This window comes from Amycolatopsis sp. NPDC006131 (assembly GCF_040614175.1).
GTDB lineage: Bacteria > Actinomycetota > Actinomycetes > Mycobacteriales > Pseudonocardiaceae > Amycolatopsis_E > Amycolatopsis_E tucumanensis.
Genome location: NZ_JBEXTX010000033.1, coordinates 1 through 16062 on the forward strand (window position 1 = coordinate 1; position 16062 = coordinate 16062).

The window sequence follows — 16062 nt, forward strand, 5'->3', positions numbered from 1 at the left end:
GTCGATCTCGGCGCGGTACGGGTTGTAGGCGGTGGTGGCGATGTTCGAGATGTTGTCGCCGAGGTGGCCCCCTGTTTCCGTACCGATCAGACGGTCCGCTGCGCCTTCGCCGCCGCGCTCGCCGCCTGGCTCTTCTCCCGGATCTCCGCCCAGTCCTCGTCGGACAGCGACGTCAGTCCGGCGAACGTGCCGGGGCCCGCCAGCCGCTGCCCTCCGTCCATCGCGATCGTTTCGCCGGTCAGGTAGTCGCAGGCGTCGGACAGCAGGAAGATCGTCAGGTTCGCCAGCTCCTCGACCGTGCCCATGCGGCCCATCGGCACCTGGTCCGCCTGCGTCGCGCCCACCGCGCTCTTGTCCGTCGGGTTCAGCATCTCCCACGCGTAGTCCGTCGGGATGGGCCCCGGGGCCAGGGCGTTGAGCCGGATTCCGTATTTGGCCCATTCGACGGCCAGCGACATGGTCATCGCGTGCACCGCCGCCTTGGCCATCGCCGAGGGCACCACGAACGCCGAACCGCTCCACACCCACGTCGTCAGCGTCGACAGCACCACCCCCGGCAGGCCTTGCTCGATCCAACGCCGGCCCGCGGCGTGCGTGGTGTTGAACGACCCGTTCATCACCGTCGAACTGACCGCCTCGAAGCCACGCGCGCTCAGCGTCTTCGTCGGCGCGATGAAGTTGGCCGCGGCGTTGTTGATCACGCCCGTCAGCGGGCCGTGCGCGGACCAGATTTCGTCCATCGCCGCGTCGACCAGGTCGGCCTTGCGCACGTCCACGGTCTGGTAGTGCACCGCGCCCGGCTTGCCGGCCTCGGCGGCGGCCTCCGCCAGCACCGACTCCCGCCGGCCCCACAGGTGCACCTGCGCCCCGTGGTCGGCGAGGTGGCGGGCGACACCACGGCCGAGACCGGTACCGCCACCGGTGATCAGGACCCGCTTGCCCTCCAGCAGATCGGGGGCGAACACGGACTTCCTCGTCGATGCCATGCGATGTCCCTCTCCTACAGACCGAAGCTCTTGCTGATGATCTCGCGCTGGATTTCGTTGGTGCCCCCGTAGATCGGCGGCGCCAGCGCCTTGCGCACCTGGCCCTCCATGCCGTACTCGCGGGCGTAGCCGTAGCCGCCCATCATCTGCATCGCCTCCAGGGCAGTGTTCTTGGCGATCTCGGTGCACTTGAGCTTCGCCATCGACCCTTCCCGCGCCAGCTGGTCCTCCTCGCCGGCGTCGATCCGCGCGGCGACGTCGTAGACGAACGCCTTCGCGTAGGCGATTTCGGTGGCCAGGTCGGCGATGCGATGCCGGATGGCCTGGAAGCTGCCGATCGGGCGGCCGAACTGTTCCCGCTCCTTGACATAGGCGAGCACGTCGTCCAGCGACCGCTCCGCCGCGCCCAGCGACATGGTCGCGATGATGAGCCGCTCGACGGAAAGGCCGCGCATCAGGTGTTTCCACGCCTGTCCCGCCTCGCCCACGACGCTAGAGACCGGGACCCGCACATCGGTGAAGAACAGGTCGTTGACCGTCCGCGGCTCCATCGTCTGGATGCCGCGGATCTCCAGGCCCGGCACGTCGGTGGGCACGATCAGCAGCGTCAGCCCCTGGTGCTTCGGCCCGCTCGAGTCGGTGCGGGCCAGCAGCAGGATGTGCTTGGCGATGTGCGCGGCCGACGTCCACGTCTTCTGGCCGTTGACCACGTAGTGGTCGCCGTCGAGAGCCGCCTTGATGCGCACCGAGCCCAGGTCCGAGCCCGCGCCCGGTTCGGACAGCGCGATCGCCTCGACCTCGCCCGCGCACAGGCCGCCGAGGATCTCCTTCTTCTGCTCCTCCGTGCCGTAGCGCAGGTACGTCTGCGCCGCGGTCAGACCGGTCGAGTACGCCGTGATCGGCGCCAGGCCGCGTGAGGTCTCCTCGAGGAACAGGCACTCCTCGACCATGCCCGCCCCGGCCCCGCCGTAGACCTCGGGGATCGACACCCCGAGCCAGCCGTGCGCGGCCAGCTTGCGCAGGATTTCCGGGCTGTTGGCGAGGGTGCCGCCCTCGGTGAGCGCGTCCCGCTGCGCGAGTGTGCGGCACTCGCGGTCGCAGAACGCGCGCACCGCGGCGGCGAACTCCTCTTGTTCTTGGGTGAACCGCATTGTGAACGACCGTTATCAGTTGCCGCGGAAGGCGGAGAAGTCCGGCTTCCGCTTCTCGTTGAACGCCTTGATGCCCTCCTGCGCCTCCGCGGACTCGCCGAAGATCTTCAGGTGCGAGTACGCCATCTGCCCGACACTGGCGAACTGCTCGGTGTCGGTGTTGAACGACTGCTTGAGCACCTTCAGTGCGGTGGGGGACAGGGCCAGGATCTCGTCGGCCCACGCCCGCACCTCGGCGTGCAGGTCGGCCGCGGGGACGACCTTGTTGACCAGGCCCCAGTTCTCCATCTGCGCGGCGGTGTAGCGGCGGCACAGGAACCAGACCTCGCGCGCCCGCTTCTCGCCGAGGATGCGGGCGAGGTAGCCGGTGCCGAACCCGGCGTCGAACGAGCCCACGCGCGGCCCGTTCTGGCCGAAAACCGCGGTGTCCGCGGCGATGGTGAGATCGCACAGCACGTGCAGCACGTGCCCGCCGCCGATGGCGAAGCCGTTCACCGCCGCGATCACCGGCTTGGGCACGTCGCGGATGACGTGGTGCAGCGCGTCGATCTCGAACAGGCCGGAGTCCGATGGGCCGTAGTCGCCGGTTTCGGCACGCTGTTTCTGGTCACCACCGGTGCAGAACGCCTTCTCGCCGGCGCCGGTCAGGCAGATGACGCCGACCTCGTTGCTGTTCCAGGCCTGCTTGAACGCCTTGACCAGCTCGTCGACGGTCCGCGCGCGGAAGGAGTTGTACCGCTCGGGCCGGTTGATCGTGATCCACGCGAGGCCGTTGTCGACCTTGTACGTGATGTCGGTGAAGTCGTCCATGGACCCGAGATCCTTTCGTCATCGAAGAAGAACTGCGGCGGCACCCTGGGCGCCCGCTGCTGCCCCGAATGTAGGGGTGTGAACGAGCGTTATCAAGGGTGCCGCCGCCGTGGACGGTGCGGGGAAGCGGGATTTACCCCTTTGTGGGGAGCCTGCCTACCCCTTCGTGGAGTCCAGGTAGATGGTCTTGGAGACCTGGTAGGAGTGCAGGCCCTCGGGGCCGAGCTCGCGGCCGATGCCGCTGGACTTGATGCCGCCGAAGGGCGCGGTCGGATCGTTGGCGTAGGCGTTGATACCGATCGTTCCCGACGCCACCCGCCGGGCCACGGCTTCGCCGCGGTCCGGATCCGCCGTCCACACGGTGCCGCCGAGCCCGTACTCGCTCGCGTTGGCGATCGCGACGGCCTCGTCCTCGTCCCCGTACGGGATCACCGACAGCACCGGCCCGAAGATCTCCTCCTGCGCGATGGTGTGCTGGTTGTCCACGTCGGCGAACACCGTCGGTTCCACGAACCAGCCGCGGTCGAGCCCGGATGGCCGCCCGCCACCCGCCGTCAGGCGCGCGCCCTCACCCAGGCCCTTGGCGATGTAGGACTCGACCCGGTCCCGCTGGCGGGCGGACACGAGCGGCCCGACCTGGGTGCCCTCGTCCAGCGGATCGCCGACGGCGAGCGAGCGGGCCAGGTCGGTGATGGTGTCCACGACTTCCCCGTAGCGCGCCCGCGGGGCCAGCACCCGGGTGCCCAGCCAGCAGATCTGGCCGTTGTTCAGCAGCGTGGCGGCGAAGAAGCTCTCGATGGTCTCGGACAACCTGGCGTCGTCCAGGACGATCGCGGCCGACTTCCCGCCCAGTTCCAGCGTCACCGGCCGCAGCAACCGCCCGCAGGTCTCGGCGATCGACCGTCCCGCCGCGGTGGACCCGGTGAACGACACCTTGTCCACACCCGGGTGCCCGATGAGGTACGCGCCCAGCTCGCGCCCGCCCGGGATGACGCTCAGCACGCCCTCGGGCAGTCCGGCCTCCGCGGCGGCCTCGGCCATCAGCATCGCGTCGAGCACCGTCTCCGGCGCGGGCTTGAGCACCACCGTGCATCCCGCGGCCAGCGCGGGCGCCAGCTTGAGGAAGGTGATCGCCTGCGGGACGTTCCACGGCACGATGGCGGCGACGACCCCGATCGGCTCCCGGATCACCCGTGAGCTGCCGCCGAGCATGCCCGGCCGGGTCTCTTCCTGCGGGTTCCCCGTGACCAGGCCGGCGAAGTAGCGCAGCAGCACCGGCGGGAACCCGCCTTCGAACTGCTGCGCCAGGGAGATCGGCATGCCGTTCTGGATCGTCACCCGCCGGGCGGTCTCCGCCGCGCGCTTCTCCAGGGCCACGGCGAACCGTTCGAGCACCTCGGCGCGTTGTTGCGGATCCCAGCGGGACCAGCCGGCGGGGTCGTCGAAGGCGCGGCGCGCGGCGGCGACCGCCGCGTCGACATCCGCCTCCGCGCCTTCGGGCACGCTGCCGAGCAGCTCCTCGGTGCTCGCCGAGTGCACGTCGATGCGTCCCCGCGTAGCGGGCGCGGTCCACTGTCCGGCCAGGTAGAGGCGGTCGTAGTCGATGGTCATCGGGACTCCTCGGGGACGAGCACGATCTTGACCGCGTCGCCCCGGTGCTGGGCGGCGACGGCCTCGTTGATCTGGGCGAACGGCATGGTGGTGACGAGCTTGTCGAACGGGAACCGCCCGGTCCGGTGCAGCTCGAGCAGTTCGGGAACGAACACGTCGGGATCGCTGTCGCCCTCGACGATGCCCATCACCCGCACGCCCAGCACCTGCGCCTGGATGAGGTTCAGGGCGAGCGCGGCCTCGGGGTCGGAGGGCACCCCGATGATGCCGACCTTGGCGCGGTGGGCCAGCGCCAGCATGGCCTGCTGGAGGACGTCGGCGATCCCGGTGGTGTCGATCGCGTGGTCCGCGCCGTCGGGGACGATCGCCCGCACCTGCTCGGGCAGCGGGCCGGCCGCGGGGTCGATCACGTCGGTGGCGCCCAGGGACAGCGCGAGGTCCCGTCGTCCGGCGTGCGGCTCGACGACGATGATGCGGCTCAGCTCCCGGACCACGCCGGCCAGCACCGCCGACAGCCCGACGGAACCGCCGCCCAGCACGAGCAGTGACGAGCCGGGCCGGCAGTCCAGGGAGTTGAGCACCGCACCCGCGCCCGTTTGGACCCCGCAGCCGAGCGGGCCGAGCACCGCCAGCGGTGCGTCGTCGGGCACTTTCACCACGTTGCGCTCCCGGGCCAGGGCGTGCGTGGCGAAGGAGGACTGGCCGAAGAACGCCGACCCGACCGGCTCGCCGTCGCGGCTGAGCGGGCTGCTGCCGTCCTGGCGGGCGCCGCCGAAGTTGTACGCCATGAAGTTCTGGCAGTAGGCGGGCTCGTTGCGGCGGCACTCGCGGCAGTCGCCGCAGCTGTCGAAGCTGAGCACCACCTTGTCGCCCACGCCGACCTTGGTGACGGCGCTGCCCACCGCCGTCACGACGCCGCTGCCTTCGTGGCCGAAGACACCGGGCAGCGGGAACGGGAGGTGGCCGTCCTTGGCGGCGAGGTCGGTGTGGCACAGCCCGACGCCGGCGATCTCCACCACGACTTCGTCGGGCCGGGGATCGGCCAGGGTCAGCTGTTGCAGGGTGAACGAGCCACCGATCTCGGTGGCCACCGCGGCGGTGATGTCCATGTCGAACTCCTTTGTCCGGGGAGAGGGGGCTCAGCCGTTGGTGTCGGGGACCGTGACGCGCACGTGCTCGCAGACGTCGGTGAGGACCAGCTGGCAGGAGAGGCGCGAGTTCGGCCGCGCGCCCTCGGCGTATTCGAGGAGCTCGCGCTCTTCGTCGGTGGGTTCGTCGAAGCAGGACGCGCCCTCCTCGACGAACACGTGGCAGGTGGCGCACGAGCAGCTGCCGCCGCATTCGGCGACGATGCCGGGCAGGTTGTTGCGCACGGAGCCGTCCATCACGCTCTGTCCACTCGGGACGTCGAGCGCGTGTGTGGTTCCGTCGGGCAGCTCGTAGGTGACCTTGGGCATGGTGGTGCTCCGTAGTTAGTGGACGATGGCGTCGCGCAACGGGACCGCCCCGTCGGCCAGCCTTGCCGGGTCGATCCGGGTGCGGGACGCGATGAACTTCTTGCCCGCCATGAACTCGGCGGGGGAGTTGGCCGATTCGACGGCGGTGACCATGCCGCCGTGGTGGTGGAACAGGGCGAAGCGGCCGGTGGCGGGATCCCCGCGGACGACCGTGTGCGGGGTGGCCGGGACGAGCCCGGCGATCTTGAGCTTGAGGTCGAACTGGTCGGACCAGAACCAGGGCACCTCGGCGGCGACCGGCGGCGCCCCGGTGATGGTGGCGACGGCCTGCTTGGCCTGCTCGGTCGCGCTCGGGATGCTTTCCAGGCGCACCAGCGCGCCCGTGCCCAGCGGCCGCCGGGTGACGTCCCCGATCGCCAGGATGCGCGGGTCGCTGGTGCGGGCGTGTTCGTCGACGACGACACCCTGCGCGCACAGCAGTCCCGCGTCGGCGGCCAGCCGGTCGCGTGGCACCGCGCCGACGCCGACCAGCACCGCCTCGCACGGGATCTCCGTGCCGTCACCGAGGACGACCGCCCGGACCCGCCCGTCGGCTCCGTCGATCCGGGTGACCTCGGCTCCGGTGATGATCCGCGTGCCCTGCCGCCGGTGGTGTGCGGCGAGGATCTCCGACAGCCGCGGGCTGGCGACGCGGGCGAGCACCCGCTCCTCCCGTTCGACGACCGTCACGTCGACCCCGCGGGACCGGGCGACCGCGGCGACCTCCAGTCCGATGTAACCGCCGCCGACGACGGCCAGCCCGAGCCGCTCTTCGAGGCATTTGCGCAACACCCGGGCGTCGGCCAGCGTCCGCAGCGACACGACGCCGGCGAGGTCCGCGCCGGGCACCGGCAGGGCCCGTGGCTCGGCCCCGGTCGCCAGGACGAGGTGGTCGTAGTTGTGGAACTCGCCCGAGGCGGTCCGCACCCGGCGGCCGTCCCCGTCGATCGTCACGACGTGCTCACCGAGCCGGACCGTGATGTCCTGCTCCCGGTAGAACTCCGCCGGCCGCAGCCATTGTTCGAGCTCGCCCTCGGCGAACTTCTTCGACAGCGGCGGCCGGTGGTAGGGCAGGTCCAGCTCGTCGCCGAAGAGTTCGATCGGCCCCCGGTGGCCGGCCTGACGCAGCAGGCCGGCCAGGGTGGCGCCGGCGTGACCGGCGCCGACGATCAGGACGCGGCTCACGTCAGCTCCAGGCGCACGGGCAGCTTCTTGAGCCCCCCGACGAAGTTGGTCACCACCGACTTGCGCTCGCCGGTCACCTGGACGCTCTTGATCAGCGGCAGCAGCTCCTCGAACATGATCCGCAGCTCGAGCTTGGCCAGGTGCTGGCCGATGCACATGTGCGGGCCGTAGCCGAAGGCGATGTGCTTGTTGGGTTTGCGGTCCAGGCGGAAGGTGTCCGGCTCGTCGAAGACGTCGGCGTCGCGGTTGGCCGACTGGTACAGCAGCATGAACCGGTCGCCGGTGCGGATCTGCTGCCCGCGCAGCACGTAGTCCTGGGTGGCCTGCCGGGTGAACTGCTTGACCGGCGACACCCACCGCAGGCCCTCGTTCACCAGGTCCGGGATCAGGGCGGAGTTCTGCTGGACCTTGGCGAGCTGATCGGGGAACTGGGCCAGCGCCTCGATGGTGCCGGCCATCGTGCTGGACGTCGTGTCGTGGCCGGCCGTCGCGATCGCGATGAACCAGCCGTAGGCGAACTCCTTGCGGTAGTACTCACCGTTGCCGTCCTTCGCCTGCGCGATGATCGTCGCCAGGTCGTCGCGCGGATTCGCACGCCGGTCCTCGACCAGCTTGTCGAAGTAGGCGTAGAAGTCGGCGATCGCGGCCGACCACTGCTTCGCGGCGGCCTCCGGGGTGAGCGGCTCGACGTCCGCGCGCTGGGCGTCCGGGTCGGCGGTGCCGAAGAACTCCTGCGTCAGCGTCATCATTCGCGGCTCGTCCTCTTCGGGCACACCGAACAGGCTCATGATCACGTGCAGGGGGTAGTAGAGCGCGAACTCCTGGACGAAGTCGATGTCGTTGGCGCCGCTGTGGAGGTACTTGGCGATCGCCTCCTTCGCCAGGGTCCGGATCCGGTCCTCCCACTTCTTCAGGTTCGCGGGGCGGAACCAGTTGTTGGCGATGTCCTTGATCTCGGTGTGCTCGGGCGGGTCCAGGTAGGTCAGCGTGTCCAGGATGCGCAGACTGCCGCCGGTGAGCTGCTTGGTGAAGGCGTCCCCGGCCTGGTTCTGCAGGATCGGGTTGTGCGAACCGGGCTCGTCACCGCCGCCGCTGGTGAACACGTGCGGCTGGCGCTCGATTTCCATGATGTCGGCGTGTTTGGTCACCAGCCAGACCGGGTCGTAACCCTCGACCTTCACCTGGCCCAGCGGGTTATTCTCCCGCAGCCACCGGTAGGCCTCGAACAGCGGCCCGTCGTGTCGGTGACCCTCCGGCAGGACGACCTGCCTGGCGATCTCGTCCGGGATCGGGCGGGTGGACAGCTCGGGCGTGGTGGTCATGTATCCCTCCAGGGAAGACGGCAGCGTTGCACGTTCGGTCCAATCTTTGGGCCAACGGGACGTGTCGTGCATCACCCCGGAGGAAGAGTTTTCTCTCCCCGGTTCTCCCCCTGGTTCGCGTCTACCGGTGCCGCTGCATCAGCTCGTGGTAGCGCGCGGTCGCCTCGGCGCGGTTGGCGGCGCCGAGCTTGCGCAGCACGTTCTTGACGTGGGTCTTCACGGTGCCGGGGGAGATGAACAGCTCGGCGGCGATCTGGCTGTTGCTCTCGCCGAGCACGAGGTGCCGCAAGACGTCCAGTTCCCGGCGCGTCAGCTCGGCGAAGGGTCCCTCGTACTGCTCGAGCGGATCCGCCGGGCGTGACCGCTCCGGCTGAGGCGTGACCGGGTACCCGTCGAGCAGGTCGTCGACCTCACGCATCCGCTCCCGCATCAACCGCAGCTGCTCGGCGAACACGACCCGCTCGAACACGCATCCCAGCCCCTCGGCGAACAGACCGAGCAGGCGCAGGTCGAACTCGTCGACGTGGTCGTGCTCCACGTGCTGGTCCGCGTGCACCAGCCCGACCACCTCGCCCCGCGTCACGAGGGGGGCGACGACGTAGTCCAGCGTGCGGGCCAGGTTGATCAGCCGGTGGTGCACCCGTGGATTGTGCTGGGCGTCGTCCACCAGGACCGGGGTGCGGGTGCGCACCACCTCGGTCTCCGGCAGTTCACGGCCGATCTGCCCAGGGATGGCGGTCCCGATGCGCACGAGATCCTCGGCCAGTTGCGGGTCGTCGTGCGTGTAGGCCGAGCGCGGGCTCCACGCCGGCCCGGACAGGCGGGAGAACAACGCGCGCCGGTACCCGAGGCGGTTCAGCTCGGCCGGCACCCGCTGGGCGAGTTCCTGCAGCGAGGTCGTCGCTCGCAGCCTGGCGAGGCTGTGGTGCAGGTCGGCCATGGCCGCGGTCCGCACCGCGAGCCTGCTGTCCCGTACCGAGGCCAGAGTGCCCCCGAGCTGGGTCAGCAGCGCGGCGAGCCGCGCCGGGTCGGTGCCGCCGCCCGCCACCAGGTCCCGGATGACCACCTGTTCCGCGGCCCGCAGCCCGGCTTCGGTGGAGGGCAGATCGCGGGTCAGGGTGTGCCCGGCGAGATCCGCTTCGCCGGTCACCTTCGCCACCACGCGCAGGATCTCCCGTGCGCGGCGCAGCACCTCCTCGGCCGGCTCGAGGGTCATGCGGACGGGACTCGACGGAACACCGTTGTTCACAGCCGTCTCCTCGCTCGTCTCCCAGGGGGCGGCATCCTGCTCTGTTCGGCCGATTGTCGCCTCCCCGTGGCCTGGCTGACACCCGGGTCGCGGTATTCCTCCCCAAAGGGGCAGAGGAATACCCCTTGAGGGAGTGGAACGGATGCCCGCGCCCGGTGCGGCACGGTCACGCACGCGACGCGGAATGATCCGTCCGGGGAACACGCGCTCGCCAGGCGTGGCCCCGGCCTGGGGAGTCGTGCGCCTCCCGGTGATGTCCGGCTTCAGGAGCGGCGCTGCTTCCGGCTGGGGCCGGGAGCAGCCAGTGCCGCCGCTGCGCCGGCTGCGGTGACGAGGGCGAGCGCCAACGTGGCCTGCTGGTTGCCATGGGCGAAAGCGGTGCGGGCGAGGTCGGCGAGTGAGTCACCGCTCGCTCCGGCGTGGTCGGCGACGGCGAGTGCCGCGGCGGGGGAGTCCGAGACCGGTCCGCGGACCGGTTCCGGGAGGGCTGGCAGGGCGGGATCGATCGTGGGCTTGTGTCGCGGTCATCGTGGGGTTCTCCTCGTCGGTCATACCGTGGCGCCCGGGCCGACCTCGGCCGCTCGCAGCAGTGGCGCGACCTCGCGGCCGAGTAGTTCGTGTGAGCGCACCAGGTCCTCGTGGGTGAACTGGGCGAAGTCGGTGAAGGCGATCACCGCGCCGTACCCTCCGGCGCGGCACTGCTCGATCAGTTTTTCGGCCACGGTCGAGGGTGATCCGATGGCGAAGTCGTCGGGATGCATGACCCTGCTGCGGATTTCGCTGTCCAGGTTCTGGGGCTGCCGGCCGGCGAAGGCGGCGAATTTGTCCCCGCTCGCCTCGTACTTCTCCCGCGCTTCGGCGTCGGAGGCGGCGACGAACACCCGCCGCCGCAGGCCCAGCATGGTCGGGTCGACGGTGTGTCCGGCGGCCGCCGGGGTCGGCAAGAAGGCGGTGCACAGCTTGTACCCTCGCTGCCCGGCCCAGTCCGCCGAGTCCGGTGACATCACGGTCGCCCAGGTCGCCCGCCCGGTCGCCGGCCGCATCGGCGGGATGATCGGGACCCCGTCGAGGTGGAGAACTCGTCCTGGTGTGTGACGTAGGGGTTTCGGGCGGCCTTGGCGAGCACTACCGGCCGCGGTCGAGGGGTGCGACGCGGTCGTCCATCGGACCGCCGATGGACCCACGCGAGATCACCATGGGCCAGAATGTCATCGACGCGGCCGCTCGGTCACCCATCCGCAGCTGGAACCGCTGCTCAACCACCAGGCCAAGCTCGCGGTCGAGCGGCACCTGCTGGCCTCGCGGTTGCCGTTCACGATTCTGCAGCCCATGCACTACATGCAGAACGTGAACGTGCGGGAGTGCGTGGAGAGCGGCCGGTTCCGGCAGCCCTACTCGCTGGACAGGCCACTGTCGTTCGTCGATCTCGCGGACGTGGGCGCCGTCGTCGCCACCGTTCTGGCCGCGCCGCGGGAGCACCGGTGGGCGACCTCGAACCGTGTGCCGCCGACATCCTCACCGGCCACGATGTGGCCGAAACTCTCACCAGCGTGAGCGGCGCCCCGGTGCACGCCGAACAGGTGCCCATCGAGGCCGTGCTGCCGGCGGACGCGCCCGACTACACGATCGACGGCTTCACCCGGCTGATCAACCAGTACGACCGCTACGGAATCCTCGGCAACCCGAACGTGCTGCGCTGGCTGCTCGGCCGCGAACCGACCACCTTCGCCGGCTACGCCCGCCGCGAACTCGGGTGACCTTCGGGCGGGCTCGCGCAGGGGGCGAGCCCGCTTCGATCCCGGAGAGCAGGATCGACGCCGGGTCGCGCTACCCCAGCGAAGGTGTGGGGGCGACCGAGAAATCAGGCGACTCGAACCATGTCGTTTTCGTGCAACGCCATCAGCTTCTCCAGGGTGAGGGTGTCGCGCTCGCGGATGGCGGTGACGATGCCGGCGTGCAGCTCGAAGTTGTGGCGCCGGCGTTCGTCGAGCCCGGCGACGAAATCGGCCTTGGTCATCGTCGCGGTCAGGGTGGTCACGATGGTCTGGTAGAGCCCGACGAGGACCTCGATGCGCGAGGCCCGGGCGATGTTCAGGTGCAGGCGCATCGTGGCGCCGAGCCAGGAGCGAGGGTCGTGTTCCGCCGACCGCATTTCGTCGAGTGACCATTCCATAGCCCGGACGTCCTCCGGTGTCGCTCGCTGCAACGCGACCGTCGCGAACACCTGGTCCAGGTAGCGGCGCGCTTCGAAGAGCTGTTCGGGCTCCACGCTCAGGCCCTGGAACCACAAGTCGATCCCGCCGAGCCTGACCTGCGGCGGTGGATTGGCGACGAACACACCACCCTTCGGGCCGGGTTTCACGGTGACGAGGTCGCGCTCGCGCAGGATCCGCAGCGCCTCGTTGATCACCGGTGCGCTGGCGGAGAACCGTGTGATGAGCTCGGTGCGCAGGGCCAGCCGAGTTCCAGGGGGCAGCCGTTCGCTGAGTATCTGCGACTCGAGTTCGGCGGCGACCTGCTGCGACCGTGACCTTCGCCCGGGCGTTCGGCCACTGGATGCGGCGCTGGATGTCACGATGCACCTCTCTCGAAGCTCGATCGCGCCGAATCATGATAACACAATTGCGGTGGAGAGCGCGGCCGCCGCGTGGCCCGAAACTGCGGTTTTGCTCCCGCGGCGGTCTGGCCGCCTGTGGCTTTGCTTGAGATCTATGTCGAGAATCACTACGATCGGCGGGCAGTGCGAACGGCGCGGGAAGGACGCTTGGAGCATGGAGAGCCAGCGACCGCGAAGGTGGGTGACGTTCGCCCGTGGCCACGTTCGCCGACGATCTTCGCAAGGGCTGCCGGACGGTCCTGCCTCGACGGGCTCGACAGGACGGCCGGTGAGGGGCGACCGGTCGGACGACCGGGATCGGGTTCGGCACGGGTCGACCGCGCCGTGTACGCGCGTGCCGTCGGTGTGAGGCGAACGAAATTGGACCGGACCTGTTCGAAGGCAGACATCTTCCGCCAGTTGTCGTAACGTGTGACGAACGTCGCCGTGAGACCGAGCGTGAGAAAGAGGACGGACAAAGTGGTCCAGAATCGGTGGGAGGAAGCTCGCGAGCCCGTCTCGGACCGGCAAGCCGCGTTCGCGGCGGCCGCGCGGACCGAGCTCGAAGTCGAGCGGGTCCTGAACCTGCTGTCGACAGTGGAGCGTGTGCTCGATGACTCCGTGTCCTACAGCAAGGTTTCCGACCGGACACCCGCGACCCTCGATGGGGCGATGGGAGCGGCACAGCACGCGCTCGCCCACGGCTGGTCGCGGTGGACCAGCGGCCACCGGGACACCGACACGGCTCGCATCGCCGCGGTCCTGTTGCAGCTGGGTGTCCTGCGGTCCTCGGTGCGGAACACGGCGTCGGCGCAGCGGGACCACCGGGTTTTCGGGATCTCCGCCTTTCTGCACAACATTCGCGCGTGTTCCACCGTGGCGGAGCTTCTCGATCGCGTACCGGCGGAGGTGAACCGCCTCGGTCTGGGCAGGGTGCTGGTGTCCCGTGTCGAGGAAGGCAGATGGACGGCGCGTACCGCGGCGGTGATCGGTGCGCCTGACCTGGCGCAGGACATGATCCGGGTCGGCAACGAGCACCCGGGCACGTTGGCCGGCGCCATGGTCGAGACCGAGATGGTGCGGCGGCGCACCCCGATCCTCGTGCACGAGGCCAAGGACAATCCCCGGGTGCACCCGCAGCTCCGATCCCTGATCGACTGCCACGCCTACGTTTCGGCGCCGGTGATGGTGTCGGGCAAGGTCGTCAGCCTGGTCCACGCGGACCAGAACGTGGAGACCGGGACCGTGGACGAGGCCGACCGGGACGTGATCGGGGCGGTTGCGGAGGGACTCGGCTTCGCGATCGAGCGCACCCTGTTCCAGGAGCGCCTGCGAGGGCTGCGCAGGCAGCTGGACCAACACCACCGCAGTGTCAACGAGCTCATCGACTCCTTCGTCGACAGCGATGCGGAGATGTCACCACGGTTCGACGAGCTCGCACCCGTACCTGCCGCGGAGGAGCCGGTGCAGGATGTGCTCCACCCGGAGCCGCGCACTGACCAGAACGCCTATGGCGCCCCGAGCCTGACGCGCCGGGAAGTCGAGGTGCTGCGGCACATGGCCCTCGGTGAGACGAACGCGCAGATCGCCTCCAGGCTCTTCGTCTCGGAAGGGACGGTCAAGACGCACGCCAAGCACATCCTGCGCAAGCTGGGCGCGGCGAACCGGGCCGAAGCTGTGTCCCGTTACTACCGGCTGATGCGGAAGGCGTAGTTCGCGGCGGGCATCTTCCGGTCGAGAGAGAGGAAACACCACCGGCGAGCGATGATCCAAAGGGCTCCGGCTCCTACCGTGGAGACGGATCGCCCCGTGTGGGCGGCCCGACTTCCCCGAGGTAGTGGAGATTCCGCCATGAAGATCACTGTCGACCGGAACAAGTGCACCGCGCTGGGCATCTGCGAGTCGCTGGCGCCGGATCTGTTCGAGGTTCAACAGGACGGTTCGCTCGTCATCCTCAACGACCGGCCGGACGGCGGCCTGTGCGATGCCGCGCGCGAAGCGGTCGAGGGCTGCCCGACCGAAGCGCTGTCCATCGAAGAGGAATGATGGCTGACGATGGCCTGGTTGTCGTCGGGGCGTCCCTCGCCGGGTTGCGCGCGGTCGAAGCGGCGCGCAAGTCGGGCTATACCGGCAGGATCACCCTCATCGGCGCCGAAGAACACCTTCCCTACGACCGTCCGCCCCTGTCGAAGCAGTTCCTCGGGGCCGCCGATCCCGGTGACGTGATCTTTCGGGAGGAGCGTGTCCTGCGCGACGAACTCGGCGTGGATCTCCGGCTCGGCAGATCCGCCACGGGGCTGGACGCCGGCCGCCGAACGGTACTCGTGGGCGGCGACGAAATCCGGTTCGACGCCGTGGTCATCGCGACCGGAGCGACGGCACGGATGCTGCCGGACGCCCCGTACCTCGGCGGTGTCCATACGCTCCGCACACTCGACGACGCCCTGGCGGTACGGGGGGCACTGGATTCCGGTGCCCGCACGGTCGTGATCGGCGCGGGCTTCATCGGCTCCGAGGTGGCGTCTTCGGCCCGTGCCCGCGGGCTCGCCGTCACCGTCGTGGAGGCCGCCCCGGTGCCGTTGACCCGCTCGGTCGGACCCGAGATGGGCAAGTTGCTTGCCGAGCTCCACCTCCGGGCGGGCACGGATCTCCGCCTGGGCGTGGGGGTGGCGAGCATCGAGGGCGACGAGGTGGTCCGCGGTGTCGTGCTCACCGACGGCACGCGGATTCCGGCCGATCTCGTGGTGGTCGGGATCGGAGCGAGCCCGGCCACGGAGTGGTTGCGCGACAGTGGGATCGAGCTCGACGCCCGGGACGGCGGCGTACTGTGCGACGCGACGCTCGCGACCCCGGCGTCCGGCGTCTACGCCGCCGGCGACGTCTGCCACTGGCGCAGTGAGCTGTTCGGTGGACGGCTCCGCCTGGAACACTGGACCAGCGCCGCCGAGCAGGGCGCACTGGCGGCGCGGAACGCGCTTGCCCCCGGCGCGGCAAAGCCCTACGACACGGTTCCGTACTTCTGGTCGGACTGGTACGACAGCCGGATCCAATTCGTGGGCGAGCCGGCTGGCGACGAGATCGAGGTCGTCGACCGGTGCTGGGAGGAGGGCACGCTGCTCGCCCTGTACCGCAAGGGCGACCGGCTGATCGGCGCGCTCACGGTCGACCGGCCCACCCTGATCATGAAGCTCCGGCGCATGATCGCCACACGTGCGGGCTGGCGGGAGGCGGTCGAGTTCGCCCGCGAGAAGACAAGGACCTGATGGTGGCGAACAAGAGGGCCCGCACCGCAGGGGGCGGATTCTGGGGTCCTCGCAGCACCTGACGGCATATATGGTCGTCAGTAGATCACGCAGCCGCTCGGCCGGGGTTGCCCGGTCGAGCGTCTTGCGTGGTCGGCTTTTGTTGCCGGGCGCCGTGTTCGAGGGTCTGCGGCGCCGTGAACGGACAGGTCGGCGCCTTGTGGAAGTAGTGGCGCAGCAGGCCGGGCGGTGTGCCCGCCGGACAGGTGCCCGAGGATGACGTAGCGAGCGTTGCGCTCGACCAGCGTCACGATCGTGTTCTGGCTGCGGGTGCCCACGATCAGGTCACCGTCCTAATGGCCGGGCACGGCTCGGTCCCCGGTCCTGGCGGGCCCGACCGCGACCGGGCCGCAG

General features: G+C 69.8%; 16 protein-coding genes and 1 pseudogene. 5 read left to right on the forward strand and 12 right to left on the reverse strand.

Going from position 1 to position 16062, the window contains the following annotated elements:
* Positions 1-86: 86 nt before the first annotated feature.
* The 10 genes from ABZ215_RS18755 to ABZ215_RS18800 form a co-directional block, all read right to left on the reverse strand.
* Positions 87-986, reverse strand: coding sequence for an SDR family oxidoreductase (locus ABZ215_RS18755; protein ID WP_354950429.1), 900 nt, complete (start codon positions 984-986; stop codon positions 87-89).
* Positions 987-1000: 14 nt separating this feature from the next.
* Positions 1001-2137, reverse strand: coding sequence for an acyl-CoA dehydrogenase family protein (locus tag ABZ215_RS18760; RefSeq protein WP_354950430.1), 1137 nt, complete (start codon positions 2135-2137; stop codon positions 1001-1003).
* A gap of 15 nt (positions 2138-2152) precedes the next feature.
* A complete protein-coding gene (locus tag ABZ215_RS18765) occupies positions 2153-2947 on the reverse strand; it encodes an enoyl-CoA hydratase-related protein (RefSeq protein ID WP_354950431.1) in 795 nt (264 codons plus the stop codon).
* 156 nt (positions 2948-3103) lie between these two features.
* Positions 3104-4558, reverse strand: a complete 1455-nt coding sequence (locus ABZ215_RS18770; RefSeq protein WP_354950432.1) for an aldehyde dehydrogenase — start codon at positions 4556-4558, stop codon at positions 3104-3106.
* Positions 4555-5667 (reverse strand): NAD(P)-dependent alcohol dehydrogenase, encoded by a 1113-nt coding sequence (locus ABZ215_RS18775; protein ID WP_354950433.1) that lies wholly within the window; start codon positions 5665-5667, stop codon positions 4555-4557. The genes ABZ215_RS18770 and ABZ215_RS18775 overlap by 4 nt, the downstream gene beginning before the upstream one ends.
* Before the next feature lie 30 nt (positions 5668-5697).
* On the reverse strand, positions 5698-6015 hold the full coding sequence (locus ABZ215_RS18780; protein WP_354950434.1) for a 2Fe-2S iron-sulfur cluster-binding protein: 318 nt from the start codon (positions 6013-6015) through the stop codon (positions 5698-5700).
* A gap of 15 nt (positions 6016-6030) precedes the next feature.
* The gene (locus ABZ215_RS18785) at positions 6031-7239 is read right to left on the reverse strand and encodes an FAD-dependent oxidoreductase (RefSeq protein WP_354950435.1); all 1209 of its coding nucleotides are present in this window, start codon (positions 7237-7239) and stop codon (positions 6031-6033) included.
* Positions 7236-8561 carry a cytochrome P450 gene (locus ABZ215_RS18790; RefSeq protein ID WP_354950436.1) on the reverse strand — a complete coding sequence of 442 codons (1326 nt, stop codon included), beginning with the start codon at positions 8559-8561 and terminating at the stop codon, positions 7236-7238. The genes ABZ215_RS18785 and ABZ215_RS18790 overlap by 4 nt, the downstream gene beginning before the upstream one ends.
* A gap of 121 nt (positions 8562-8682) precedes the next feature.
* On the reverse strand, positions 8683-9777 hold the full coding sequence (locus tag ABZ215_RS18795; protein ID WP_354950437.1) for a LuxR C-terminal-related transcriptional regulator: 1095 nt from the start codon (positions 9775-9777) through the stop codon (positions 8683-8685).
* A gap of 581 nt (positions 9778-10358) precedes the next feature.
* Positions 10359-10853, reverse strand: a complete 495-nt coding sequence (locus ABZ215_RS18800) for a hypothetical protein (protein ID WP_354950438.1) — start codon at positions 10851-10853, stop codon at positions 10359-10361.
* 208 nt (positions 10854-11061) lie between these two features.
* On the opposite strand from ABZ215_RS18800, the gene ABZ215_RS18805 reads away from it, so the two are divergent.
* Both ABZ215_RS18805 and ABZ215_RS18810 read left to right on the forward strand, forming a co-directional pair.
* Positions 11062-11364 (forward strand): NmrA family NAD(P)-binding protein, encoded by a 303-nt coding sequence (locus ABZ215_RS18805; RefSeq protein ID WP_354950522.1) that lies wholly within the window; start codon positions 11062-11064, stop codon positions 11362-11364.
* Positions 11361-11567 carry a hypothetical protein gene (locus tag ABZ215_RS18810; protein WP_354950439.1) on the forward strand — a complete coding sequence of 69 codons (207 nt, stop codon included), beginning with the start codon at positions 11361-11363 and terminating at the stop codon, positions 11565-11567. Before ABZ215_RS18805 ends, ABZ215_RS18810 begins: the two co-directional genes overlap by 4 nt.
* A 104-nt stretch (positions 11568-11671) precedes the next feature.
* On the opposite strand, the gene ABZ215_RS18815 is transcribed toward ABZ215_RS18810, so the two are convergent.
* The gene (locus ABZ215_RS18815; protein WP_354950440.1) at positions 11672-12385 is read right to left on the reverse strand and encodes an FCD domain-containing protein; all 714 of its coding nucleotides are present in this window, start codon (positions 12383-12385) and stop codon (positions 11672-11674) included.
* Between the two features lie 501 nt (positions 12386-12886).
* Here ABZ215_RS18815 and ABZ215_RS18820 point away from each other — a divergent pair.
* From ABZ215_RS18820 to ABZ215_RS18830, 3 genes are all read left to right on the forward strand, one after another.
* Complete coding sequence (locus ABZ215_RS18820) at positions 12887-14119, forward strand: LuxR C-terminal-related transcriptional regulator (protein ID WP_354950441.1); 1233 nt, start codon at positions 12887-12889, stop codon at positions 14117-14119.
* 138 nt (positions 14120-14257) lie between these two features.
* Positions 14258-14452, forward strand: coding sequence for a ferredoxin (locus ABZ215_RS18825; RefSeq protein WP_354950442.1), 195 nt, complete (start codon positions 14258-14260; stop codon positions 14450-14452).
* On the forward strand, positions 14452-15669 hold the full coding sequence (locus ABZ215_RS18830) for an FAD-dependent oxidoreductase (protein WP_354950443.1): 1218 nt from the start codon (positions 14452-14454) through the stop codon (positions 15667-15669). Before ABZ215_RS18825 ends, ABZ215_RS18830 begins: the two co-directional genes overlap by 1 nt.
* 69 nt (positions 15670-15738) lie before the next feature.
* Here ABZ215_RS18830 and ABZ215_RS18835 read toward each other — a convergent pair.
* Positions 15739-16025, reverse strand: a pseudogene (locus ABZ215_RS18835) (hypothetical protein); the annotation flags it as partial.
* Positions 16026-16062: the final 37 nt, after the last annotated feature.

Excerpts from the sequence above, each read along its gene's own strand:
- ABZ215_RS18755 (WP_354950429.1), bottom strand. The coding sequence starts at position 986 with ATGGCATCGACGAGGAAGTCCGTGTTCGCCCCCGATCTGCTGGAGGGC.
- ABZ215_RS18760 (WP_354950430.1), bottom strand. The coding sequence starts at position 2,137 with ATGCGGTTCACCCAAGAACAAGAGGAGTTCGCCGCCGCGGTGCGCGCG.
- ABZ215_RS18765 (WP_354950431.1), bottom strand. The coding sequence starts at position 2,947 with ATGGACGACTTCACCGACATCACGTACAAGGTCGACAACGGCCTCGCG.
- ABZ215_RS18770 (WP_354950432.1), bottom strand. The coding sequence starts at position 4,558 with ATGACCATCGACTACGACCGCCTCTACCTGGCCGGACAGTGGACCGCG.
- ABZ215_RS18775 (WP_354950433.1), bottom strand. The coding sequence starts at position 5,667 with ATGGACATCACCGCCGCGGTGGCCACCGAGATCGGTGGCTCGTTCACC.
- ABZ215_RS18780 (WP_354950434.1), bottom strand. The coding sequence starts at position 6,015 with ATGCCCAAGGTCACCTACGAGCTGCCCGACGGAACCACACACGCGCTC.
- ABZ215_RS18790 (WP_354950436.1), bottom strand. The coding sequence starts at position 8,561 with ATGACCACCACGCCCGAGCTGTCCACCCGCCCGATCCCGGACGAGATC.
- ABZ215_RS18795 (WP_354950437.1), bottom strand. The coding sequence starts at position 9,777 with ATGACCCTCGAGCCGGCCGAGGAGGTGCTGCGCCGCGCACGGGAGATC.
- ABZ215_RS18800 (WP_354950438.1), bottom strand. The coding sequence starts at position 10,853 with ATGCGGCCGGCGACCGGGCGGGCGACCTGGGCGACCGTGATGTCACCG.
- ABZ215_RS18825 (WP_354950442.1), top strand. The coding sequence starts at position 14,258 with ATGAAGATCACTGTCGACCGGAACAAGTGCACCGCGCTGGGCATCTGC.
- ABZ215_RS18830 (WP_354950443.1), top strand. The coding sequence starts at position 14,452 with ATGGCTGACGATGGCCTGGTTGTCGTCGGGGCGTCCCTCGCCGGGTTG.